Source organism: Streptomyces sp. NPDC014623, assembly GCF_043088245.1.
GTDB lineage: Bacteria > Actinomycetota > Actinomycetes > Streptomycetales > Streptomycetaceae > Streptomyces.
Genome location: NZ_JBIBZU010000004.1, coordinates 151584 through 174640, shown reverse-complemented (window position 1 = coordinate 174640; position 23057 = coordinate 151584). Strand labels below are relative to the sequence as shown.

Sequence of the window (23057 nt, the reverse complement as noted above, 5' to 3'; positions counted from 1 at the left end):
GACGAAGACCCGCAGACCGGCCGGGCGTCCGCTCCTCATGGACCGCTTCGCCCTCTTCTCCGAATGCCTGCTCGTCGGCGTGTGGATAGCCGTCGCCGCCCTGCCCGTTCTCACGTTCCCCGCGGCCTTCGCCGCGGGGACCCGGCACCTGCGCCGCCACCTCGCCGGGGAGCACGGCGGGCTGCGCGAGTTCGCCGAGGACGTCCTGGCCGCCGCCCGCGGCGGGTGGACCGTCGGCGCGGCCGTCCTGGCCGCCGCCGCCCTGCTCCGGCTCGACCTGGCGGCCGTCAGGGCCGGCCTGCCCGGCGGGCCCCTCGTGGGCGCCGTCGGCATCCTCGCCATGATCGGTCTCCTGGTCGCCGTGGTACGCGCCGCCTCGTGCTGGGAGCCGGGCACCCTCTGGCGCCCCCTCCTGGCGGAAGCCGGCCGCGACACGGTCCGTGACCCGGCCGGCTCCTTCCTGCTGGTGTGCGGAATGGCCGTCGTCGTGCTGTCCGGCGCCCTGGTGCTGCCGCTGGCCGCCCCCGTCCTCGGCGCCGTCGCCGCCGCGGCCACCGCGGTGCGGGCGCGCCGGCTCCGGCACTGACCCACAGACCCGTCCCTGCTCGTCCCCTGTCCCGAATCCGCACGGAGAGAGGCTCAACCATGTCCAGGATGCCCCGCAGAACGCTCCTGAAGGCCGCGACGGCGGCCGGTGCGGCCGCACAGTTCGGCTGGTCCCTCGGCGCGACCTCCGCATCGGCCGCAGGGAGCGCGGAGCACGGCGGCGAACCCGTCCCCCTGACCTGGCTGGAATCCGGCGGCCTCGGAGCGGCCCCCGGATCCACGCTCGGTGTGCCCTGGCCCAAGGGGCAGTACCCGAAGGACCAGACGTTCGCCCTGTCCACGGAGGACGGCAAGGACGTCCCCGTACAGACCTGGCCGATCGGTTACTGGCCGGACGGCTCGCTCAAGTGGACCGCACACGCCGTGGGTCCCGAGGTCACCGCCAAGAAGTTCTCCCTCACGGCGGGTGCCCCGGCGGCGCCGTCGAAGAAGGTCACGGCAGTCCGCAGGGGCGGCACCATCACCGTCTCCACCGGGGTGATCACCGCCGTACTCGGGACGAACGGCTCCGCCCTCGTCAAGACCGTCACACGCGGTTCCACCCGGATAGCCCACGACGGCCGGCTCGTGCTCGTACGCCAGGGTGAGATCGAGGACGGCGACCAGGGCAGCGAGAAGTACGAACGCTTCGAGAGCGTCATCGGGGAGGCGGCGGTCGAGCAGGACGGGCCCGTCCGCGCCGTCGTCCGCATCGACGGCAAGCACCGCAGGGGCTCACGGTCCTGGATGCCGTTCTCCGTGCGCCTCTACTTCTACGCGGGCGCCGACTCCTTCCGCATGGTGCACACCATCACCTACGACGGCACCCAGGAACCCGGCAAGGCGAGCGGTGACTTCGTCCGGGGACTCGGCGTCCGCTTCACCGTGCCCATGCACGACGCGGCCTACGACCGCCACATCCGCATCGGCGGCGAAGGAACCGGACTGCTGCGCGAAGCCGTCAAGGGCATCACCGGACTGCGCCGCGACCCCGGGGCGGCCGTACGCGAGGCGCAGTTCGCCGGCCGGAAGCTCCCCGACCCCGCCACCTGGGACCAGCGGGTCACCACCAGGCTCCAGTACATCCCCGAATGGGGCGACTACACGCTTTCCCAGCTGTCCGCCGACGGCTTCGGCCTGCGCAAGCGCACGAAGAAGGGGCACGGCTGGATCGGCGCGGGCGGCGGCAGGCGGGCCTCCGGATTCGGCTACGTCGGCGGCCCGAGCGGCGGATTCTCCTTCGGGCTGCGCGACTTCTGGGAGAAACACCCCGCCCAGCTCGACATCCGCGACGCGCACACCGACGAGGCCGAGGTCACCCTCTGGCTCTGGTCACCCGAAGCCCAGCCCATGGACCTGCGCTTCTATCACGACGGCATGGAGCAGGACACCTACCCCGAACAGCTCGAAGGCCTCAACATCACCTACGAGGACTACGAACCCGGCTTCGGGACCCCGTACGGAATCGCCAGGACCAGCGAACTCCTCTTCTGGGCCAACGAATCCACCCCGGCACCCGAAACACTCGCTCAGCAGGTCGAGGCCGTACGCACACCGCCCCAGCTCGCCGCCCCGCCGAAGCAACTCGTCAAGGCGAAGGTCTTCGGCGGACTCTTCGCCGAACCCGACCGCTCCACCGCCGCCAAGTCGAAGATCGAGGACCACCTGGACTTCCTCTTCACGTACTACAAGGACCAGGTGGAGATGCGCCGTTGGTACGGCTTCTGGGACTACGGCGACATCATGCACACCTACGACCCGACCCGCCACCAGTGGTGCTACGACGTCGGCGGCTACGCCTGGGACAACTCCGAACTCTCGCCCGACCTCTGGCTCTGGTACGCCTACATGCGGTCCGGCCGCGCCGACATCTACCGATTCGCCGAGGCCATGACCCGGCACACCGGTGAGGTCGACGTCTACCACCTCGGCAGGTGGGCCGGCCTCGGCACCCGCCACGGCGTCCAGCACTACGCCGACAGCGCCAAGCAGCAGCGCATCGCCAACACCACCTACCGGCGCATGTTCTACTTCCTCACCGCCGACGAGCGCGTCGGCGACCTCATGCACGCCAATGTCGACTCCGACGAGACCTTCCTGGCCCTCGACCCCATCCGCAAGATCCGCACCGAGCCCTACACCCCCGACCGGCACGCGCTGTCCATCGGATTCGGCACGGACTGGAGCGGCCTGGTCTCCGCCTGGCTCACCGAGTGGGAGCGGCGCGGACCCAAGTGGGAGAAGGCCAGGGACCGTGTCCTGTCCACCATGGAGACCATCGCCGCCCAGCCCAACGGCTTCGTGCAGGGCGTCGGTCTCTACGACCTCGACACCGGGAAGTTCGCGACAGCCGACAAGCCCGCGGTCGGCGTCTCGCACCTGTCGGCCATGTTCGGCCTGGTCGAGCTCAACGCCGAACTCATCGACATGATCGACATGCCGGCCTTCGAGGCCGCCTGGATCGACTACTGCCGCTACTTCAACGCCACCAAGGCCGAACAGACCGCCCGTTACGGCAGCAACTTCGGCACCCTCCTGCTGTTCCAGGGCCACTCGCGACAGGACGCCTACGCGGCCGTACGGACCGGCGACGTCACCCTGGCCACCCGGGCGTGGAAGCAGTTCTACAGCAGCGCCGACACCTGGGACTACAAGGAGAGCACCGACTGGAGCACCAAGAAGATCGAAGGCCCCACCGGGCCCGTAACGGGCAGCGAAGCGGCCTGGGTCAGCACCAACACCACCGCTCTGTACGGCCTGGCGGCCATCCAGAACCTCGCGCTCGTCGGCGACAAGATGCCCTAACGCATCCGCCCGAAGCTCTCCCGCACCCGGCGCGCGTCGCGCAGCCGCTGCTCGTAGGTCGCACCGACCGCGAGCAGCAGCAGCCCGGCGAGCGCCGGGGGCGCCCAGCGCGGGAGCGCGTCGAACACCTGGACCACATGAGGGGCCAGTTCGTGCAGCCCGTCCAGCGCCAGGACCGAACCGCCCACCACCAGGGGCGCCTGAAGCCGCAGGCGGGCTCCCGCCAGCGTCACGGCCAGCGCGGCCACCCCCAGCAACAGGGGCCGCAGCCAGTGCGGATCGGCCCACGCCACCACGAGGCTCGGCACCATCGTCATGGACAGGGCGGGACCGTACGCCACCCACGAGGACGCGGCCGGATCCCTGCGGCGACGCAGCCACCCCACGGTGAACGCGGCCACGGACACCGGCAGCGTGTACGCCTCGGGGGCGGCCACCCCCGAGGCCGCCAGGCGCACCCATGCCGCCGCCACGAACAGCGCAGCCGCCGGGTACCCGGCCGCCCGACGGCGCTCCGGCCGGAGCGCCGTGGCCGCGGCCAGCACCCCGCACAGCCCCAGTACCAGCGCCAGGAACGGTGCGTCCGGTACGGTGAGGCCCACAGCCACCACCGCGGCGAACGCCCCCGCGAGCTCCACCGAAGAGGCCACCACCGGCTCCCGCAGCCGTGCCCCGAGCAGCACGGTCGCCGCGGTCACCCCCAGCACCAGCGGTGCCGTGTGCGGGGCGCTCCACCCCAGCGACGCCCCCGCGGCAGCAGCGACGACGACCGCGCACAACACCGAGGCGCAGGCGAGCACCGACCGCACCGAGGACGCCCGGGACCCGGTCGCGGAGCCGGCGAACAGCACCGCCAGCACCCCGTACACGGCGTACGTGGCGGGTTCGGCGGCCAGGCCGAGCAGTCCCACGCTCGCGGCCCCCGCCAGCGCGCACACCAGGCAGGTCACCGCGAACGCATCGGCCGTGCGACGCATCACAAGGGTCAGCAGCACCGCGACCAGCAGCAACTCCACGCCCACGGCCACCGCGTACGGAGCATCCGCCACCGCGAGCAGAGTCGGCACCGCTCCCCAGCCCAGCACCACCGCGCCGGCCTCCGCGAGGCGCCGGCCCTTCTCGGGGAGCACCCGCGGCCACCGGACACCGAGCGCGGCCGACAGACCCGCCGCCACCACGAGCACCACCGGGGAGGAAGCCGATTGCTGCCACGGCACCGAAGGCCACAGCGCACCCCGGAAGCCCTCCGGCGCCCCGGACCACACCTCCGCCGTCGACGACGCGGGCCCCAGCAGTGCCGCGGCCACCGCCGGAACCGCCCACAGCACCGCGCCCGCCACGACCGAGACCGACGCGCCCAGGACCCCCCGCACGACCGGCCGCGAGGCCCGGAACCGCAGTACCGACGACAGGGCCGCGCCGCACAGCAGGTACACCACGACCGCCTGGTCCCACGGCAGTGCCGCAGCCGGCACACCGCCCACCGCGGCCACCGCCGCGAGGCCCGCCACGGCGCCCCCGGCCACGGCCATGGCCTTCGGGGCGCGCCACGCGCCGGCCCCCGCCACCACCGCCCCGGCCAGCAGCAACGCGCTCGGTCCCAGAGCCCCGAGCACGCCCCCGGCCGATACGGACAGCCCCAGACCCAGCGCCAGCGAGATCAGCCCCGTCAGCAGTGCCCCGGCGCACGCCGTAGCCCGCACCGCGGCCCCCCGGCCCCACAGCGCGACCGTGACGTCCGCCGCCGCCGTCACCAGGAGCGCCCAGCCGAAGCCCGTCGCGGACGCCCCGGCCGCCCACGCGGTGAACACCAGCGGCAGCTGCCCCGCCACCACGGCCGCGGGCAACGGCGTCCGCAGCCGGCCGAGCAGCAGTCCGTACAGGGCCCACACCGCCACCAGCACCGTCGACGCGACCGCCCAGAAGACGAGCCCGTCCGGCTCCGGCGCCACGACCGTGTGCAGCGCGACCGCGTCCAGCACCGTCAGCACCAGGGCCAGAGCGGCGACCGCCTCCGCCGTCGCGGGCAACGCGCGGCCCAGCAGCAGCGCGGGCACCACCAGTGCGCACGCGGTCACAGCCGCCAGCACCGCCGAACGGCCGGCGACGCCCATCTCGCCCCAGCTGAACAGGGTGAACGCGATCGCGGCGACGGTCAGCAGCAGGCCACCGAGCACCAGCAGCACGTTCTGCGTGCCGTGCGCCGGCACGGACGGGGCGTGAGGCGGGGAGGCGGGGCGGGTGGCGGGCGCCGGAGGAGGCGGCGGGGCGGCCGGCGCACGCAGCACGCCCAGCAGCCAGGCACGACGGTTCAGCAACTGCAGCCGGCGGGCGTCCAGCCGGGCCAGTTCACGATCGAGGAGCACCAGTTCCTCTGCGGGCGGCGGCACATGTCTCATGTACGGGAGTGTGGCGGCGGCCACATCCGCGTACATGGGTTCGGATACTCAGTTCCGCGTCTGAGTAGGCCCGTGCCCCAGACTGTGACCATGGACTGGAACCACTACCGCTTCACCAGCGTGTGGGAGCTGCCCGCGCCGCCCAACGCCGTGTACGCCGCCCTGGAGCGCGCCGAGGACTACCCCCGGTGGTGGCCCCAGGTCCGCGAGATCAGCCGTGTCGACGACACCACCGCCACGGCGCGCTTCCGCTCGTCCCTCCCGTACGACCTGGTCCTGACGCTACGGCAGCGCCGCACCGACCCCGTGGCACGGACGCTCGAAGCGGAGATGAGCGGCGACCTCGACGGCTGGGCGCGCTGGAGCGTCGCCCCGCACGAGGGCGGCAGCCGGATCGTCTACGAGCAGGAGGCCGACGTACGCAGGGCGCTGCTGCGCCGGCTCGCCGTGCCCGGGCGCCTCGTCTTCCGGGCCAACCACACGCTGATGATGCGCGCCGGACGCCGCGGACTGAGGGCATGGCTCCGGGCGGTTTGAACGCAGACCGCCGAGCCCTGTATGGTTCAACCCGTTCCCGGGCGATTAGCTCAGTGGGAGAGCGCTTCGTTCACACCGAAGAGGTCACTGGTTCGAACCCAGTATCGCCCACCCGGGAAAAGCCGGCCCGTCGGTCTCGCCGACGGACCGGCTTTCGCGCACCCGGCCCGGATCAGGCCGCCGCAGGCAGTTCCGGACGCAGCGGCCATGCCGGATCCACCGTCTCCGCCGTACCGTTCTTCTCGAACCACGCCTGCAGCCCGCGCGCCTGAGCCGCATGCCACACCGCCTGCAGCGAGTGCACCTCCGCCGGTGACAGCCGATCCAGCCGGGCGGAGAACCGCCGCCCCACCGCCCGCACCAGTTCGAGCGACGCCGCCGCGTCGGCTGCCGCGTCGTGCGCGCCGTCCAGCGGCACCCCGTACAGCTCGCACAGGTCCGTCAGCGTGCGGCGGCCCTTGCGGTAGCGGTCCAGGTGCTTGTCCAGCACCCGCGGATCCAGCACGCACAGCGACTTGCCCCGAAGGTAGCCGACCAGTGACGAGGCCCGGTGGCGCCTCAGTTCCCGGTCCAGCAGCGTCAGATCGAACGGTGCGTTCATCACGACCAGCGGCCGTCCCGTCGCGCACTGCTCCGCCAGCGCCCGGGCTATCTCCTCGACGACCGGCGCGGGCCACCGGCCGTTGCGCTGGAGATGGTCGTCGGTCAGGCCGTGGACCTCGGTGGCGCCGGGATCCCTGGATTGACCAGCCAGCGGGTGACGCGGAGCCGCCCGCCCGCCGCGTCCTGGACGACGAGAGCGGCCGAAACGATCCGGTCCTCCTCGACGTCCACACCTGTCGTCTCGGTGTCAAAAGCCGCCAGCGGCCCCTCGAACCAATGCATCATCCCCGAACTCCTCGCGACTGCCCGGCAGACGACGGGATTCCTCTGCCCGGTTCGGTGATACCCGCACCCTATGCCTGATACGCCGTTTACGGCCCGGCTCCTGCGGTGACAACACAAGGAACGGGCAAGGAACTCGACCAGCCCGTCAGCGGAGACCGGGCGACCGGTCGGCACAGCCCGGAAGGCACGGAGCCATGGCGCTCGCGCAGCCGAACCCAGGGAGTCCCGCCGCCACCGAGGACCACGGGGGGAAGCCGCCGCTGCAGCGGAACACGCCACCGCTGCGCGGCACACTCGCCACCACCGCCTGCATGGAGACCCTCCAGGTGGGCTACCTCCACGCGGTGGCAGCCGCAGCGGGCTGCTCGCTCTCGCAGCCCTTCCCCGACAACGGCATCGACTGGCATGTCAGCCACGGCGCCCCCGGCCACACCGTCGACGACGAAGTCACCATCAAGGTGCAGCTCAAATGCACCTACCGGATACCCCCGCACCCGCCCGGCGCCGCGTTCTCCTTCACTCTCGACAACGCCCATCTGGTGAAGCTCGCGCGCAGCCCCGTGTCGGTGCACAAGATCCTGGTCGTGATGCTCGTGCCCCGCAGCCAGGACGACTGGCTGCGGGCCGGACACGAACGGCTGGACCTGCGGCACTGCTGTTACTGGACGAACCTGGCCGGCCATCCGGTGACGGGCCGGCACCGCACCACCGTGCGGATCCCGACCTCGCGGATCTTCGACGACCGCGCACTCTGCGACATCATGGCCCGGGTCGGGTCGGGAGGGAGACCCTGATGCACCGGTCGATGGACGAGCCCGCCGGAGGGACGACGCCTTCGGGCAGCCGCACACATCCGTACGCCGACGGCCCGGACCCCGGGCCGGCCCCCGATCCCGCCCGCGTCGACCCCGCCGTACTCGGAGCCCTGCTGCGGCGGCACGGCTGGCACCGGCGCGGAGGCGCGGGCGGGCGCTACAGCCGCTGGGTGCCGCCCGGTCCCGTCACCGGTGGCACCAGCCTGCTCGTGCCGGACAGCACCGCCTTCCCCGACGGCGAGGACCTGCTCGCCGAAGCCCTCACCGCGCTCACCCGCAGCGCCGCCCCCTCGGCCCGCGGCATCCTGGTCGCCCTCACCGTGCCCAGCGACGAGATCCACTGGTGGCGTGACGTCCCCGAGGACGCCTCAGGAGCCGCCGACTGGACCGGTACCGACCAGCTGCGCACGGCGGCCCGGCAGATCCTCCTCGCCGGATCGCTCGCCGTGCGCGGCCGGGCCGGCTACCACGGCGCCCGGCACCGCAGGAAGGCCCTCGGAGCCCTGGAGGGCACCCTCGTCGGGCCGACGGCCGACGGCCGCAGCCTCACCGCTTTCGTCCCCGTCGACGCGGGGCGGGCCGTCGCCGTACAGCTGTACGCGGCGCTGCACGCGGCCAGGGAAGCGGTCGACTACCAGCGGGCCACCGGCAGGATGGACGCGTTCGACGCCGCGGTGGCCGCCGGCGTCAGCCGGGAACTGACCGAAGCGGTCGTCGCGCTCGTCCGGGGAACGGGAGGAGCCAGGATCGTCCTGGCCTGGGCGCCGGCCGCCGGGACCCCCGAAGGCTGCCCGGCGAGTCCCGAGCCCGTCGAATTCTCCCCGGGCGACCTGCCCGCTCTCCGCCTGGCGGGAGTGCGCTACCTGCAGGACGAACCCGCCGTTCCCGTACGGATCACCGGAGCCGTCGTACGGCTGCGCCGCTCCGGGCCGCGTGGCCCCGGCGTCGTGCGGCTGCGGGTGCTGGCGGGGGCCGAGGTCACGCACGTACGGATCGAGCTCGACGAGGAGGCCTACCGGATCGCCGGCCACGCCCACCTGGTCGGACTCCCGCTGCGGGTGGAGGGCCGGCTGGAGAACCGGGGCGGTTTCCGGCGGCTCAGCGGCGCCTGCCAGGTCGCGCCGGTCCAGGTGGACGAGGCGGAGCGGGACCGGCTGATGAAGTCGCTCCACGAGAACGTCGACTTCTTCGAGGAGGCGTGCACGGGGGAGTAGGGGGAGCCGCGCCATCCCTTTCGCGTCGAGGCCCCCCGGCTCGGTACGATTCCTCATGCGCGCGCCAGAGGAAGGCGCCGCACCCCCTCAGTCAGGAGAGACCGGTGTCAGACGTCCGTGTGATCATCCAACGCGATTCCGAGCGGGAAGAGCACGTGGTGACGACGGGCACGACGGCCGCCGAGCTCTTCCCCGGGCAGCGCACCGTCGTCGCCGCACGGGTCGGGGGCGAGCTGCGTGACCTCGCGTACGAGCTCCAGGACGGCGAGGTCGTCGAGCCCGTCGAGATCTCCTCCGAGGACGGCCTGAATATCCTGCGGCACTCCACCGCGCACGTCATGGCCCAGGCCGTGCAGGAGCTGTTCCCCGAGGCCAAGCTGGGCATCGGCCCGCCGGTCAAGGACGGCTTCTACTACGACTTCGACGTCGAGAAGCCGTTCACGCCCGAGGATCTCAAGGCCATCGAGAAGAAGATGCAGGAGATCCAGAAGCGGGGCCAGAAGTTCTCCCGCCGTGTCGTCACCGACGAGGCGGCCCGCGAGGAGCTCGCGGGCGAGCCGTACAAGCTGGAGCTCATCGGCATCAAGGGCTCGGCCTCCACGGACGACGGCGCGGACGTCGAGGTGGGCGGCGGCGAGCTGACCATCTACGACAACCTGGACGCCAAGACCGGCGACCTGTGCTGGAAGGACCTCTGCCGGGGCCCGCACCTGCCCACCACCCGGTTCATCCCCGCGTTCAAGCTGATGCGGAACGCGGCGGCGTACTGGCGCGGCAGCGAGAAGAACCCGATGCTCCAGCGCATCTACGGCACCGCCTGGCCCACCAAGGACGAACTCAAGGCGCACCTGCTGTTCCTCGAGGAGGCCGCCAAGCGCGACCACCGCAAGCTCGGCAACGAGCTGGACCTCTTCTCCTTCCCCGACGAGATCGGCCCCGGTCTCGCGGTCTTCCACCCCAAGGGCGGCGTCATCCGCCGGGCCATGGAGGACTACTCGCGGCGCCGCCACGAGGAGGAGGGCTACGAGTTCGTCTACAGCCCGCACGCCACCAAGGGCAAGCTCTTCGAGAAGTCCGGCCACCTGGACTGGTACGCCGACGGCATGTACCCGCCCATGCAGCTCGACGACGGGGTGGACTACTACCTCAAGCCGATGAACTGCCCGATGCACAACCTGATCTTCGATGCGCGCGGCCGCTCCTACCGCGAACTGCCGCTGCGCCTCTTCGAGTTCGGCACGGTGTACCGGTACGAGAAGTCGGGTGTCGTGCACGGTCTGACCCGCTCGCGCGGGTTCACCCAGGACGACGCGCACATCTACTGCACCCGGGAGCAGATGGCCGAGGAGCTGGACCGGACGCTCACCTTCGTCCTGAACCTCCTCCGCGACTACGGACTGACCGACTTCTATCTGGAGCTGTCCACCAAGGACCCGGAGAAGTACGTCGGCAGCGACGAGACCTGGGAAGAAGCCACCGAGACGCTGCGTCAGGTCGCCGAGAAGCAGGGGCTCCCGCTGGTCCCGGACCCGGGCGGTGCCGCGTTCTACGGCCCGAAGATCTCGGTGCAGTGCAAGGACGCCATCGGCCGTACCTGGCAGATGTCGACCGTGCAGCTCGACTTCAACCTTCCGGAGCGCTTCGACCTGGAGTACACCGGCCCGGACGGCACCAAGCAGCGTCCGGTCATGATCCACCGCGCGCTGTTCGGCTCCATCGAGCGCTTCTTCGCGGTGCTGCTGGAGCACTACGCGGGCGCGTTCCCGGTCTGGCTGGCGCCGGTCCAGGCGGTCGGCATCCCGATCGGCGACACCCACATCCCGTACCTCCAGGAGTTCGCCGCCGAGGCCCGGAAGAAGGGGCTGCGGGTCGAGGTGGACGCCTCCTCCGACCGGATGCAGAAGAAGATCCGCAACCACCAGAAGGCCAAGGTCCCGTTCATGATCATCGTCGGTGACGACGACATGAACGCGGGCACGGTCTCCTTCCGCTACCGCGACGGATCGCAGGAGAACGGCATCGCCCGTGACGAAGCGATCGCCAAGCTCGTCGACGTGGTGGAGCGTCGCGTACAGGTGTGACGCCCGTCCGAGGAGGCCCCCGGAGGGCTATGAGCTCTCCGGGGGCCTCCTCTTGTCCTCCCGGGCGAACACCTGGAGCAGCCACGAGGAGAACGACCCCGTCACCGCCCCGAGCAGAGCCAGCCCGCACGCCATCATGAACGCCGCGATCGCCCGGCCGGCCGGGGTCACCGGCACCGCGTCGCCGTAGCCCACGGTGGTGAGCGTCGCGCACGCCCACCACAGCGAGTCGCCGAACGTGCGGATCGTGGAACCGGGCGCCCCCTGCTCCTGGTGGAACACCGCGAGTGCCGCGGAGAAGCCCAGGAGCGCGGCGGTGAGGCTCGCATACGTCATCACCCGGGCGTGGAGACTCAGCCCGGGGCCGTTCCTGCGCTGCTGGACCGCCGTGTAGACCTTGACCATGCGCAGCGGGCGCAGCAACGGCAGCAGCAGGACCGCCGTGTCCAGCCAGTGCCGGTGCACGAAACGGAGGCCCAGGCCGCTGAGCCGGAGCCGTGCGCCGTAGTCCACGGCGAAGAGCAGCCAGGTGGCGGCGACGAGGGCGAGGGCGATGTCGCGCCAGGGCTGGGCGCCGAGCGGGGCGAGGACGCGGACCGCGTAACCGGCGAGGAAGACCAGTGCCGCGGCGAAGAGCGGCACCTCGGTGCGCTGCTCCCATTCCTCGAGCCGGTCGGGTACGGGAGCCGTGGGACGGTCGCTCATGGCGTCAGCATCGCGGTGCCCAGGTGGGCTCGCCCCCGGCGACACGCGCGGGGGGAATGACGCAATATGCTGACGGACATGACGAGTGAGCCGGAGCAGCAGATCGGAGTGGGGACGCCCGACGCGTTCCAGCGCTTGTGGACGCCCCACCGGATGGCCTACATCCAGGGTGAGAGCAAGCCGAGCGGCCCGGGAGCCGGGGACGGCTGCCCGTTCTGCGAGATCCCGTCGAAGTCGGACGAGGACGGGCTGGTCATCGCGCGCGGTGAGAAGGTCTACGCGGTGCTCAACCTCTACCCGTACAACGGTGGGCACCTGATGGTGGTGCCCTACCGGCACGTGGCCGACTACACGGAGCTCGACGGCCCCGAGACCGCGGAGCTGGCCGACTTCACCAAGCGGGCCATGGTCGCGCTGCGGGCCGCCTCCGGGGCGCACGGCTTCAACATCGGTATGAACCAGGGGGCGGAGGCCGGTGCCGGCATCGCCGCCCACCTCCACCAGCACGTGGTGCCGCGCTGGGGCGGGGACACCAACTTCATGCCGGTCGTCGGACACACGAAGGTGCTCCCGCAGCTGCTGGGGGACACCAGGACGATGCTGGCAGGTGTGTGGCCGGCCGGACACCCGTCCGTCTGAGCGGGGCCCCCGGCCCCGAGCTGATCACGCGTCGTAGACGTCGGCCTTCTTCGGGGCGGGGTCCTGGACCAGGCCGCTGAGGACCATGGAGCGGTTGTCGAAGCGCTCGATGTCGACGCCGTGTTCCTTCAGGACCCGCATCGTCGCGGAATGCACGACGCGCAGGACCGGGGTGGCGGTCCGCATCGCGTCGTCGGCCATGAAGCGGTGGCCCCACGGTTTGGCCGCCCAGGCGTGGCGCAGGCCGAAGGGCTCGGGCAGGACGATCTTGCCGCCCAGGTAGTCGAGCAGCGGCGGGTACCAGGTGAAGGGGGCTCGCAGGGCGAGCCTCACGACCTCGCTCGCCTTGACGAGGGGGAGCGTGATCTTGCGGGTCTCCCAGAACCTGACCGCCTTCTTGACCGTCTTGGTCGCCGCTTCCGGCTTGGTGAGGAAGAGCGAATGGACGGGGCCCAGCGCGTGTCCCGTGACCTCGATCCGCAGTGTCTCGTGGAGCACGGTGACCGTGATCAGCATCGTGATCACCAGCTGGCCGTCCCAGAGGGTGAACTGGACGCCCAGGTAATGCCGGTTGCCGCTGCCGAACTGCTGGTGGTTGCAGATGCGCTGTATCTCGTGGGGCTTGATCTGGAAGGTGGCGACGTCCTCGCCCTCGGGGCGGGAGACGGAGCCCGCGTTCTCGCCGACGGGGGAGACGATCCAGTGCTTGACGGACGGCGTGGGGAAGCCGCCGGTGTTCAGCGGGCCGCGCTCCAGCATCTTCAGCTGGTCGTGGATGGCCCGTACGACGTCCCAGCTGCGGAACTGGTGGATCTCCTTGGCGGGGTCCTCCGGTGTGAGCTCCTCGGCGAGCTGCCAGCTGCCCCAGCGGGTGCCCATGCCGAGGATGCCCTTGGGGCCGGCGTAGAAGACGGCGTTGGACTCCTGCTCGGCGGAGAGCTTCTCCAGAGCCTGGCGCAGAGCCTCACGGGCGGTCTCGTTGGGGTTCTTGGGCACGGCCTCGGGAATCTTCGCGCTGACGCCACCGCCGGAGAGGAGCCCTTCCCAGCGGGCGCGCAGGTCCTTGACCGAGGTCTCCGCGATCCGCTTGGCGAGCAGCCACCCGATCAGCGGGGCGATGGCGCAGGCACGCAGATAGAGGCCCAGGAAGCCGGTGAGCGGCATGGTGATCAGGAAGAAAGCGGCGGCGGCGCCCAGTGCGAGGAGCAGGATGCCGCCCAGCGCCTGGAAGAACTTGTCCTTGGACTTGTTGAGGAAGTCGCGCAGCCGGAAGGCGAGGACCCAGAGGACCAGGCCGGGGAGGAACAGGAAGCCGAAGACGGCGGTGACCAGGGTCAGCTTCGTGTCGCGCGCCTTGCGCAGCCGCGTCGCGGACAGGCAGTGCTCGACGACGGTCTGCGGGTCGGTGCCGAAGGACTGGATGAGCGCGTTGCGGCCGCCGCCGAGCATGCGTTCCTGGACGGCCCTGGAGAACGCCTCACCCAGATTCGGCTTGAAGTAGTCGGACTTGAACAGCTTGGACTCGCCCGGTTTGACCTCGGACTTGTGCCACTCGCTGTTGGCCTTGAGGATCTCCGTCACATCGCTGTCGCGGTACGCGGCGGAGGCGAGGGCGTTGGTCGCCACCGCCTGTCCTCCCGAACCCTGGAGCGGGATCTGCGCTCCGGGTGAGAAATCGAATCCGTCGTTCGCCACTGTCGCCCCCACTCGCCCGCACGGCCTGCTCCTGCGGCTGTTCCCAACTACCGTACGTCGCACACCTTCTGAGCTGGGCCCACAGGGTATCGTCCGGACCCCTCCGCCCGCCCGCGGACGGGGCCGACGGGTGGGCGGAGGCGCCATATCCGGTCAGCCTGCTCACGTTCGTGGTGTTTCACCGCGCTTCGCGGATGCGGTCGGCGAGTTGTGGAGGCATCGGTTCGTGCCGGGCGTACGCCCGGTCGAACCGGCCGCTCCCGTGCGTCAGGGAGCGGAGGTCCACGGTGTACCTGCCGATCTCGGCCTCCGGCACTTCGGCGCGTACGAGTGTGCGCTCACCGGAGGCCTGCTCGGTGCCGACCACCCGGCCCCGCCGCCCCGCGAGGTCGCTCATGACGGGCCCCACGTAGTCGTCGGGAACCAGGACACCGACCTCCGCGACGGGTTCGAGGAGCTGGACGCGGGTGCCGGCAGCGGCCTCGCGCAGCGCCAGCGCTCCCGCGGTCTGGAAGGCCGCGTCGGAGGAGTCGACCGAGTGCGACTTGCCGTCGAGCAGGGTCACGCGCACGTCGACGAGCGGATGGCCGGCCGCGACACCGCGGGCAGCCTGGGAGCGGACGCCCTTCTCCACGGACGCGATGAACTGCCGCGGCACCGAACCGCCGGCCACCTTGTCGACGAACTCGATGCCCGCACCGGGCGGCAGCGGCTCCACCTCGATCTCGCAGATCGCGTACTGGCCGTGGCCTCCGGACTGCTTGACGAGCCGGCCTCGCCCGACGGACCGCGAGGCGAACGTCTCGCGCAGCGGCACACGGTGGGGTTCGGCGTCGACCTGTACGCCGTACCTGCTGCGCAGGCGTTCCAGCGCGACGTCCGCGTGCGCCTCGCCCATGCACCACAGCACGACCTGACGGGTGTCCTGGTTCTGCTCCAGACGCATCGTGGGATCCTCGGCGACCAGGCGCCCCAGGCCCTGCGAGAGCTTGTCCTCGTCGACCTTGCTGTGGGCGCGGACCGCGAGGGGGAACAGCGGGTCGGGCATGGCCCACGGCTCCATCAGCAGGGGGTCGCCGGTGCCCGAGAGGGTGTCCCCGGTCTCCGCCCCGCCGAGTTTGGAGACGCAGGCGAGGTCTCCACAGACGCAGTGGTCCAGGGGGCGCTGCTGCCCGCCGAAGGGCTCGGTGAGGGCGCCGACGCGCACGTCGGCCTCATGGCAGGGGCGGCCCCCGCCGCCGGGCTCGGTGAGGCCGTGGCCGCACACGTGCACGGTGTCGTCGGGGCGCAGGGTGCCGGAGAACACGCGGACGAGGGAGACCCGTCCCACGTACGGGTCGGACGAGGTCTTCACGACCTCGGCGACCAGGGGTGCCGCCGGATCGCAGACGGGAGCGGGGCGCGGATCGCCGCCCGGGGTGGTGACGGCGGGCAGGGCGCGTTCCCCGGGGGAGGGGAAGCCCCGGGTGATCAGGTCGAGGAGTTCCACGGTGCCGACGCCCTGGCGGGCACCCTCTGCGGCGGGGGCCGCGGTGAGGACGGGGTGGAAGGAGCCCCGCGCGACGGCGCGCTCCAGGTCGGCGAAGAGAGTCGGGACACCGATCTCGCCACCGGCGAGATAGCGGTCCATCAGGGTCTCGTCCTCGCTCTCGGCGATGATCCCCTCGATGAGCCGGTTACGCGCCTCCCGGAGCGGCTCCTGCTGGTCGCCGGCGGGTGCTCTCTCCTGTAGCTCCCCCGAGGAGTAGTCGAGGACCCGCTGGGCGAGGAGTCCGGTGAGTCCGGTGAGCGGGGCGTGGCCGTCCGGTCCCTCGGGCCCCTGCACCGGCAGATGGAGGGGGAGCACGGCGTCGGGGTCGTCGTGCCCGAAGATCTCGCCGCAGATCCGGGCCATCCCGTCGAAGGACGTGCGCGCGGTGTCCAGGTGGGTGACGACGACGGCCCGTGGCATTCCGACCGCCGCGCACTCCTCCCAGACCGTCCGGGTGGTGCCGGCCACGGCATCGGCCTCCTGGGCGGCCGAGACCACGAAGAGGGCGGCGTCCGCCGCGCGCAGACCGGCCCTGAGTTCCCCGACGAAGTCCGCGTGACCGGGAGTGTCCAGCAGATTGATCCTGTAGCCGCCCCATTCGACGGGGACCAGCGAGAGCTGCACGGAACGGCGTCGGCGCCGCTCGATCTCGTCGTGGTCGGAGACGGTGGAGCCGTCCTCGACCCGGCCGGCCCGGTTCAGCGCCCCGGCCGTCAGCGCGAGCGCCTCGACCAGGGTGGTCTTGCCCGAGCCGCTGTGGCCGACCAGCGCCACGTTCCGTACGGAGGCGGGCCCGTCGGCCGCCGCCGCCCTGCCGGCGGCTCCGGTGTGCGTATGTGTCCTGTCACCCATGACGCGTGCCTCCCGATCGGTGGCGGTGCCGCAAGAGCTGGGGGCGGGCACACGGGCGGGGAGCCGTCGCGGCGGTTCCGGCGACGCCCGCGGTCATTCGAGCTTTTCACCCGCGCCGGAAGTCGTCCACACGTCGCCCGCGGCGAAGCGGGACTTCGGGGCGCCGGGCGGGATGGGGTGCCCCGCCGATACCGGGCACGGCTGGTGACTACGATGGGCCAGCCGGTGGCCGAAGGGGCCACGGCGCCCGCCGAACCTCGGGAAGGCCATGCTGAACAAGTACGCGCGTGCATTTTTTACGCGTGTCCTCACACCGTTCGCCGCTCTGCTGCTCCGCCTCGGGGTCAGCCCCGACGCGGTCACTCTCGTCGGTACGGCCGGAGTGATGGCAGGTGCGCTGGTCTTCTTCCCGATGGGGGAGTTCTTCTGGGGCACGATCGTGATCACGGTCTTCGTCTTCTCGGACCTCGTCGACGGCAACATGGCCCGGCAGGCCGGGATCTCCAGCCGGTGGGGCGCGTTCCTGGACTCGACGCTCGACCGGGTGGCGGACGGGGCGATCTTCGCCGGATTCGCGCTCTGGTACGCGGGCGGCGGTGACGACAACGCGCTGTGCGCGGTCGCGATCTTCTGCCTGGCCAGCGGCCAGGTGGTCTCGTACACGAAGGCGCGGGGCGAGTCGATCGGCCTGCCGGTCGCGGTGAACGGACTGGTGGAGCGCGCCGAGCGGCTCGTCATCTCGCTGGTCGCGGCAGGCCTCGCCGGCCTGCACGGCTTCGGGGTGCCCGGGATCCAGGTCCTGCTCCCGATCGCGCTGTGGATCGTCGCCGTGGGCAGCCTGGTCACGCTGATCCAGCGGGTGGTGACCGTGCGCAGGGAGTCGGCCGAGGCCGATGCCGCCGCGGCCGCCGTCCAGGGCGGGACGGCGGACCAGGGGAGCGAGGCCACGCAGTGAGTACCGGATCAGATCTGAGGGGACGGCTGACCGACGGGCTCTACGGCCTCGGCTGGGGCGCGGTCAAGATGCTTCCCGAGCCGGCCGCGGCCGCGCTCTTCCGCACCCTGGCCGACCAGGTGTGGAAGCGGCGCGGAAAGTCCGTGCTGCGCCTGGAGTCGAACCTCGCCCGGGTGGTGCCGGACGCGGACGCCGCACGGCTCGCAGAGCTGTCGAAGGCGGGCATGCGTTCGTACATGCGCTACTGGATGGAGTCCTTCCGGCTGCCTACCTGGAGTCCGCAGCGGATCAAGGCCTCCATCCACGTCCGTGACGTCCACCGGATCACCGAGGCTCTCGACTCGGGCCAGGGCGTCGTAGCCGCGCTGCCGCACCTGGGGAACTGGGACCTGGCGGGAGCATGGGCGACCACGGACCTGAAGGTGCCGTTCACGACGGTCGCCGAGCGGCTCAAGCCGGAATCCCTCTACGACCGGTTCGTGGCCTACCGCCAGGGGCTGGGCATGGAGGTCCTTCCGCACAACGGAGGGGCCGCGTTCGGGAAGCTGGCCCGGCGGCTGCGTTCGGGAGGGCTGGTCTGTCTCGTCGCCGACCGCGATCTGTCCGCCTCCGGGGTCGAGGTGGACTTCTTCGGCGACACCGCGCGCATGCCCGCCGGGCCGGCGCTGCTGGCCCAGCAGACCGGCGCGCTGCTGCTGCCCGTCACCCTCTGGTACGACGGCACGCCGGTGATGCAGGGACGGGTCCATCCGCCCGTCGCCGTACCGGAGACAGGTACCCGCGCGGAGAAGACGTCCTCCATGACGCAGGCGCTGGCCGACGCCTTCGCCGCCGGGATCGCCGAGCATCCGGAGGACTGGCACATGCTGCAGCGGCTCTGGCTCTCCGATCTGGACCCCCAGGGGGAAGCTCAGTGAAGATCGGCATCGTCTGCCCGTACTCCTGGGACGTCCCGGGCGGGGTGCAGTTCCACATCCGGGACCTGGCCGAGCACCTGATCCGCCTCGGTCACGACGTCTCGGTGCTCGCACCCGCCGACGACGAGACGCCGCTCCCGTCGTACGTCGTGTCCGCGGGCCGGGCGGTGCCCGTCCCGTACAACGGCTCCGTCGCCCGGCTGAACTTCGGCTTCCTGTCCGCCGCACGGGTCCGGCGCTGGCTGAACGACGGCACCTTCGACGTCATCCACATCCACGAGCCCACCTCGCCCTCGCTGGGCCTGCTCACCTGCTGGGCGGCCCAGGGGCCGATCGTGGCGACGTTCCACACGTCCAATCCGCGTTCCAGGGCCATGATCGCGGCGTATCCGATCCTCCAGCCGGCGCTGGAGAAGATCAGCGCGCGGATCGCGGTGAGCGAGTACGCGCGGCGGACCCTCGTCGAGCACCTCGGCGGGGACGCCGTGGTCATCCCCAACGGCGTCGACGTGGACTTCTTCGCCCGGGCCGAGCCGAAGGACGAGTGGCAGGGCGGCACGCTCGGCTTCATAGGGCGTATCGACGAGCCCCGCAAGGGCCTGCCCGTCCTGATGAAGGCGCTCCCCGCGATCCTCGCCGCACGCCCGGAGACCCGGTTGCTGGTCGCGGGGCGCGGGGACGAGGAGGAAGCGGTCGCCTCACTGCCGGAGGAGATGCGGGGACGTGTCGAGTTCCTGGGCATGGTGAGCGACGAGGACAAGGCACGGCTGCTGCGCAGCGTCGATGTGTACGTCGCGCCGAACACCGGTGGCGAGAGCTTCGGCATCATTCTGGTCGAGGCACTGTCCGCGGGAGCGCCCGTCCTCGCGAGCGATCTGGACGCCTTCGCGCAGGTGCTCGACCAGGGGTCCGCCGGCGACCTGTTCGCCAACGAGGACGCGGACGCGCTGGCCGCGGCCGCGATCCGGCTGCTGGGCGACCCGGAGCGGCGAGCGGGGCTGCGGGAGCGGGGCAGCGCACATGTGCGCCGCTTCGACTGGACGACCGTCGGCGCGGACATCCTCGGGGTGTACGAGACGGTGACGGAGGGGGCCGCGTCCGTGGACACCGACGAACGCACCGGGCTCCGCGCGCGCTTCGGCCTCGCCAGGGACTGAGCGGGGGCCGGCGGTCCCCAGGAGCGGGGCCGGACGCCCCTCCCAGAGGTGGCCCGAGGTCGGCACGCCCGTCCCAGGTGCGGGCCATGGCGTACCGGCGGGTCCGGGGGACTCCTTCCGGCGGTAGCCTTGCCGCCCGTGATCGAAATCCTCATCTGGACCGTCGTCGCGCTCTTCGCGATCGGCCTGTATCTCAGCTGGACCGCCGGGCGGCTCGACCGGCTCCACGCCCGTATCGACGCGGCCCGGGCGGCGCTGGACGCCCAGTTGCTGCGCCGCGCCTCGGTCACCCAGGAGCTGGCCACCTCCAAGGTCCTGGATCCCGCGGCGTCGATCGTGCTGTACGAGGCGGCGCACGCGGCGCGGCAGGCCGAGGAGGAGCAGCGTGAGGTCGCCGAGAGCGAGCTGAGCACCGCCCTGCGGGCGGTGTTCGGCGAGGTGGCGCAGGTCGAGGCGGTGAAGGAGTTCCCGGGCGGTGAGGACGCGGCCAGGGAACTGGCCGCCGCCGTACGCCGCGTACCGATGGCGCGCCGCTTCCACAACGACGCCGTGCGCGCCGCGCGCGCGCTGCGCAGACACCGGACGGTGCGGCTGTTCCGGCTGGCGGGGCACGCCCCGTTCCCGCTCGCTTTCGAGATGGACGACGAGCCGCCGGTCGCCCTGGCCGACCGCCCGGGGAGCCGGTAGCGGGCGGAGCGGCTGCGGGCCGGCGGGCCCGAGGGCGTGCGGAACGGTCCACGGGGTGCTCATTGGCCCTTGCTGTGGACTGCTTCCGGAGCGTTTGCTCGGGGCTGCAGTATCCAGCGTCTTTCCACCCCCAGTGAGGTCGATCCGTGTCCACGCTTCCCCGCACCCCGCAGTCCGCCGAGACCCCGGCCACCGGCACCGCCCGAGTCAAGCGCGGCATGGCCGAGCAGCTCAAGGGCGGTGTGATCATGGACGTCGTCAACGCCGAGCAGGCGAAGATCGCCGAGGACTCGGGCGCCGCGGCCGTCATGGCCCTGGAGCGGGTACCGGCCGACATCCGCAAGGACGGCGGCGTGGCCCGGATGTCGGACCCCGACATGATCGAGGAGATCATCGAGGCCGTCTCCATCCCCGTCATGGCCAAGTCGCGTATCGGCCACTTCGTCGAGGCCCAGGTGCTCCAGTCCCTCGGTGTCGACTACATCGACGAGTCCGAGGTCCTGACCCCGGCCGACGAGGTCAACCACAGCGACAAGTTCGCCTTCACCACCCCCTTCGTCTGCGGCGCCACCAACCTGGGCGAGGCCCTGCGCCGTATCGCCGAGGGTGCCGCGATGATCCGTTCGAAGGGTGAGGCGGGCACCGGCAACGTCGTCGAGGCGGTCCGGCACCTGCGTCAGATCAAGAACGAGATCGCCCGGCTGCGCGGCTACGACAACAACGAGCTGTACGCCGCGGCCAAGGAGCTCCGCGCCCCCTACGAGCTGGTCAAGGAGGTCTCCGAGCTCGGCCGGCTGCCCGTCGTCCTGTTCTCGGCCGGCGGCGTGGCCACCCCCGCGGACGCGGCCCTGATGCGTCAGCTCGGCGCCGAGGGCGTCTTCGTGGGATCCGGCATCTTCAAGTCCGGTGACCCGGCCAGGCGCGCCGCCGCCATCGTGAAGGCCACCACCTTCTACGACGACCCGAAGATCATCGCGGACGCCTCGCGCAGTCTCGGCGAGGCCATGGTCGGCATCAACTGCGACACGCTGCCCGAGGGCGAGCGCTACGCCAACCGCGGCTGGTAAGCACCGATGCCCGGCACCCCTGTCATCGGAGTCCTGGCTCTCCAGGGCGACGTACGGGAACACCTGGTCGCCCTGGCCTCGGCGGACGCCCTGGCCAGGCCGGTCAGGCGGCCCGAGGAGCTCGCCGAGGTCGACGGGCTCGTCATACCCGGTGGCGAATCCACCACCATGTCCAAACTGGCTGTCCTCTTCGGCATGCTGGAGCCGCTGCGCGAGCGGGTGGCCACCGGGATGCCTGTCTACGGCACCTGCGCGGGCATGATCCTGCTCGCCGACAAGATCCTCGACCCTTCCCCGAGCCCTCAACTCCGTTCGAGCAGGGGATACCCCGTTTCCGGCCAGGAGACGGTCGGCGGCATCGACATGATCGTGCGCCGTAACGCTTTCGGGCGGCAGAACGAATCCTTCGAGGCGGCCGTCGAGGTCACCGGGGTGTCCGGCGGACCCGTCGACGGTGTCTTCATCCGGGCCCCCTGGGTGGAGTCGGTCGGCGCCGGCGCCGAGGTCGTCGCGGTGCACGGAGGGCATATCGTGGCCGTACGCCAGGGAAACGCCCTGGCCACCTCGTTCCACCCGGAACTGACCGGCGACCACCGTGTGCACACGCTCTTCACCGACATGGTGCGCTCCGTGGGCTGATCCCGACCCCGGTAGGATCTCCCGGGTTCGGATCGATTTTGGTGACGCGAAGGAGAAGGCAGATGTCCGGCCACTCTAAATGGGCTACGACGAAGCACAAGAAGGCCGTGATCGACGCCAAGCGCGGCAAGCTCTTCGCGAAGATGATCAAGAACATCGAGGTGGCGGCGCGCACGGGCGGCGCCGACGTGTCCGGCAACCCGACTCTCTTCGACGCCATTCAGAAGGCCAAGAAGAGCTCGGTCCCGAACAAGAACATCGACTCGGCGGTCAAGCGCGGCGCCGGTCTCGAGGCCGGCGGCGCCGACTACGAGACGATCATGTACGAGGGCTACGGCCCGAACGGTGTCGCGGTGCTCATCGAGTGCCTCACCGACAACCGCAACCGTGCCGCGTCCGACGTCCGTGTCGCCATGACGCGCAACGGCGGTTCGATGGCGGACCCGGGCTCGGTCTCGTACCTGTTCAACCGCAAGGGCGTCGTGATCGTCCCCAAGGGGGAGCTGACCGAGGACGACGTGCTCGGAGCGGTGCTCGACGCGGGTGCCGAGGAGGTCAACGACCTCGGTGACACCTTCGAGGTGCTCAGCGAGGCCACCGACATGGTCGCGGTCCGCACGGCGCTCCAGGAGGCCGGCATCGACTACGACTCGGCCGAGGCCAACTTCGTCCCGACCATGCAGGTGGAGCTGGACGAAGAGGGCGCGCGCAAGATCTTCAAGCTGATCGACGTCCTGGAGGACAGCGACGACGTGCAGAACGTCTTCGCCAACTTCGACATCTCCGACGAGGTCATGGAGAAGGTCGACGCCTGAGGCGGCGGCACGCAGTACACCGACGGGCCGACGGGACACACCCCGTCGGCCCGTCGCACTGTCAGTGGCAGCCG

18 protein-coding genes, 1 tRNA gene and 1 pseudogene are annotated in these 23057 nt (G+C 71.4%); 15 read left to right on the top strand and 5 right to left on the bottom strand.

The window, feature by feature from the left end:
* Positions 1-37 precede the first annotated feature (37 nt).
* Positions 38-586, top strand: coding sequence for a hypothetical protein (locus ACF1FZ_RS09270; RefSeq protein WP_391772975.1), 549 nt, complete (start codon positions 38-40; stop codon positions 584-586).
* 59 nt (positions 587-645) lie between these two features.
* Positions 646-3390, top strand: a complete 2745-nt coding sequence (locus tag ACF1FZ_RS09265; RefSeq protein ID WP_391772741.1) for a Tat pathway signal sequence domain protein — start codon at positions 646-648, stop codon at positions 3388-3390.
* Here ACF1FZ_RS09265 and ACF1FZ_RS09260 read toward each other — a convergent pair.
* Positions 3387-5789, bottom strand: coding sequence for an SCO7613 C-terminal domain-containing membrane protein (locus ACF1FZ_RS09260; RefSeq protein ID WP_391772740.1), 2403 nt, complete (start codon positions 5787-5789; stop codon positions 3387-3389). The two genes, ACF1FZ_RS09265 and ACF1FZ_RS09260, sit on opposite strands and share 4 nt — an antisense overlap.
* A gap of 90 nt (positions 5790-5879) precedes the next feature.
* Between ACF1FZ_RS09260 and ACF1FZ_RS09255 the strand changes: the two genes are divergently transcribed.
* Both ACF1FZ_RS09255 and ACF1FZ_RS09250 read left to right on the top strand, forming a co-directional pair.
* Positions 5880-6326 carry an SRPBCC family protein gene (locus tag ACF1FZ_RS09255; RefSeq protein ID WP_391772974.1) on the top strand — a complete coding sequence of 149 codons (447 nt, stop codon included), beginning with the start codon at positions 5880-5882 and terminating at the stop codon, positions 6324-6326.
* 39 nt (positions 6327-6365) lie between these two features.
* A tRNA-Val gene (locus tag ACF1FZ_RS09250) sits at positions 6366-6437 on the top strand.
* Positions 6438-6498: 61 nt separating this feature from the next.
* Here ACF1FZ_RS09250 and ACF1FZ_RS09245 read toward each other — a convergent pair.
* Positions 6499-7214: pseudogene (locus tag ACF1FZ_RS09245) on the bottom strand (3'-5' exonuclease).
* A 194-nt stretch (positions 7215-7408) separates the two neighbouring features.
* Here ACF1FZ_RS09245 and ACF1FZ_RS09240 point away from each other — a divergent pair.
* From ACF1FZ_RS09240 to thrS, 3 genes are all read left to right on the top strand, one after another.
* On the top strand, positions 7409-8008 hold the full coding sequence (locus ACF1FZ_RS09240; RefSeq protein ID WP_391772739.1) for a DUF4365 domain-containing protein: 600 nt from the start codon (positions 7409-7411) through the stop codon (positions 8006-8008).
* Entirely contained in the window at positions 8008-9243 is a 1236-nt protein-coding gene (locus ACF1FZ_RS09235; protein ID WP_391772738.1) for a hypothetical protein, read from the top strand. Before ACF1FZ_RS09240 ends, ACF1FZ_RS09235 begins: the two co-directional genes overlap by 1 nt.
* A 104-nt stretch (positions 9244-9347) precedes the next feature.
* Positions 9348-11324: a threonine--tRNA ligase gene (thrS, locus tag ACF1FZ_RS09230; protein ID WP_391772737.1), complete on the top strand. Its 1977-nt coding sequence runs from the start codon at positions 9348-9350 to the stop codon at positions 11322-11324.
* 27 nt (positions 11325-11351) lie between these two features.
* Here the strand turns inward: thrS and ACF1FZ_RS09225 are convergent, their stop codons facing one another.
* A complete protein-coding gene (locus ACF1FZ_RS09225) occupies positions 11352-12029 on the bottom strand; it encodes a potassium channel family protein (RefSeq protein WP_391772736.1) in 678 nt (225 codons plus the stop codon).
* A gap of 66 nt (positions 12030-12095) precedes the next feature.
* Between ACF1FZ_RS09225 and ACF1FZ_RS09220 the strand changes: the two genes are divergently transcribed.
* Entirely contained in the window at positions 12096-12668 is a 573-nt protein-coding gene (locus ACF1FZ_RS09220; RefSeq protein ID WP_391772735.1) for an HIT family protein, read from the top strand.
* 24 nt (positions 12669-12692) lie between these two features.
* Here ACF1FZ_RS09220 and ACF1FZ_RS09215 read toward each other — a convergent pair whose 3' ends face one another.
* Together ACF1FZ_RS09215 and ACF1FZ_RS09210 are read right to left on the bottom strand one after the other, a co-directional pair.
* On the bottom strand, positions 12693-14363 hold the full coding sequence (locus tag ACF1FZ_RS09215; protein WP_391772734.1) for a hypothetical protein: 1671 nt from the start codon (positions 14361-14363) through the stop codon (positions 12693-12695).
* Between the two features lie 178 nt (positions 14364-14541).
* Entirely contained in the window at positions 14542-16746 is a 2205-nt protein-coding gene (locus ACF1FZ_RS09210) for an elongation factor G-like protein EF-G2 (protein ID WP_391772733.1), read from the bottom strand.
* 268 nt (positions 16747-17014) lie between these two features.
* Between ACF1FZ_RS09210 and pgsA the strand changes: the two genes are divergently transcribed.
* From pgsA to ACF1FZ_RS09175, 7 genes are all read left to right on the top strand, one after another.
* A complete protein-coding gene (gene pgsA / locus ACF1FZ_RS09205; RefSeq protein WP_391772732.1) occupies positions 17015-17701 on the top strand; it encodes a phosphatidylinositol phosphate synthase in 687 nt (228 codons plus the stop codon).
* Positions 17698-18618 (top strand): phosphatidylinositol mannoside acyltransferase, encoded by a 921-nt coding sequence (locus ACF1FZ_RS09200; protein WP_391772731.1) that lies wholly within the window; start codon positions 17698-17700, stop codon positions 18616-18618. Before pgsA ends, ACF1FZ_RS09200 begins: the two co-directional genes overlap by 4 nt.
* Entirely contained in the window at positions 18615-19775 is a 1161-nt protein-coding gene (locus ACF1FZ_RS09195) for a glycosyltransferase family 4 protein (RefSeq protein ID WP_391772730.1), read from the top strand. Before ACF1FZ_RS09200 ends, ACF1FZ_RS09195 begins: the two co-directional genes overlap by 4 nt.
* Positions 19776-19913: 138 nt before the next feature.
* Entirely contained in the window at positions 19914-20462 is a 549-nt protein-coding gene (locus tag ACF1FZ_RS09190; RefSeq protein WP_325749657.1) for a hypothetical protein, read from the top strand.
* A 146-nt stretch (positions 20463-20608) separates the two neighbouring features.
* On the top strand, positions 20609-21529 hold the full coding sequence (gene pdxS, locus ACF1FZ_RS09185) for a pyridoxal 5'-phosphate synthase lyase subunit PdxS (RefSeq protein WP_391772729.1): 921 nt from the start codon (positions 20609-20611) through the stop codon (positions 21527-21529).
* Between the two features lie 6 nt (positions 21530-21535).
* Complete coding sequence (pdxT, locus tag ACF1FZ_RS09180) at positions 21536-22168, top strand: pyridoxal 5'-phosphate synthase glutaminase subunit PdxT (RefSeq protein ID WP_391772728.1); 633 nt, start codon at positions 21536-21538, stop codon at positions 22166-22168.
* 62 nt (positions 22169-22230) lie between these two features.
* A complete protein-coding gene (locus ACF1FZ_RS09175; protein ID WP_325749654.1) occupies positions 22231-22983 on the top strand; it encodes a YebC/PmpR family DNA-binding transcriptional regulator in 753 nt (250 codons plus the stop codon).
* The last annotated feature ends 74 nt before the right edge of the window (positions 22984-23057 follow it).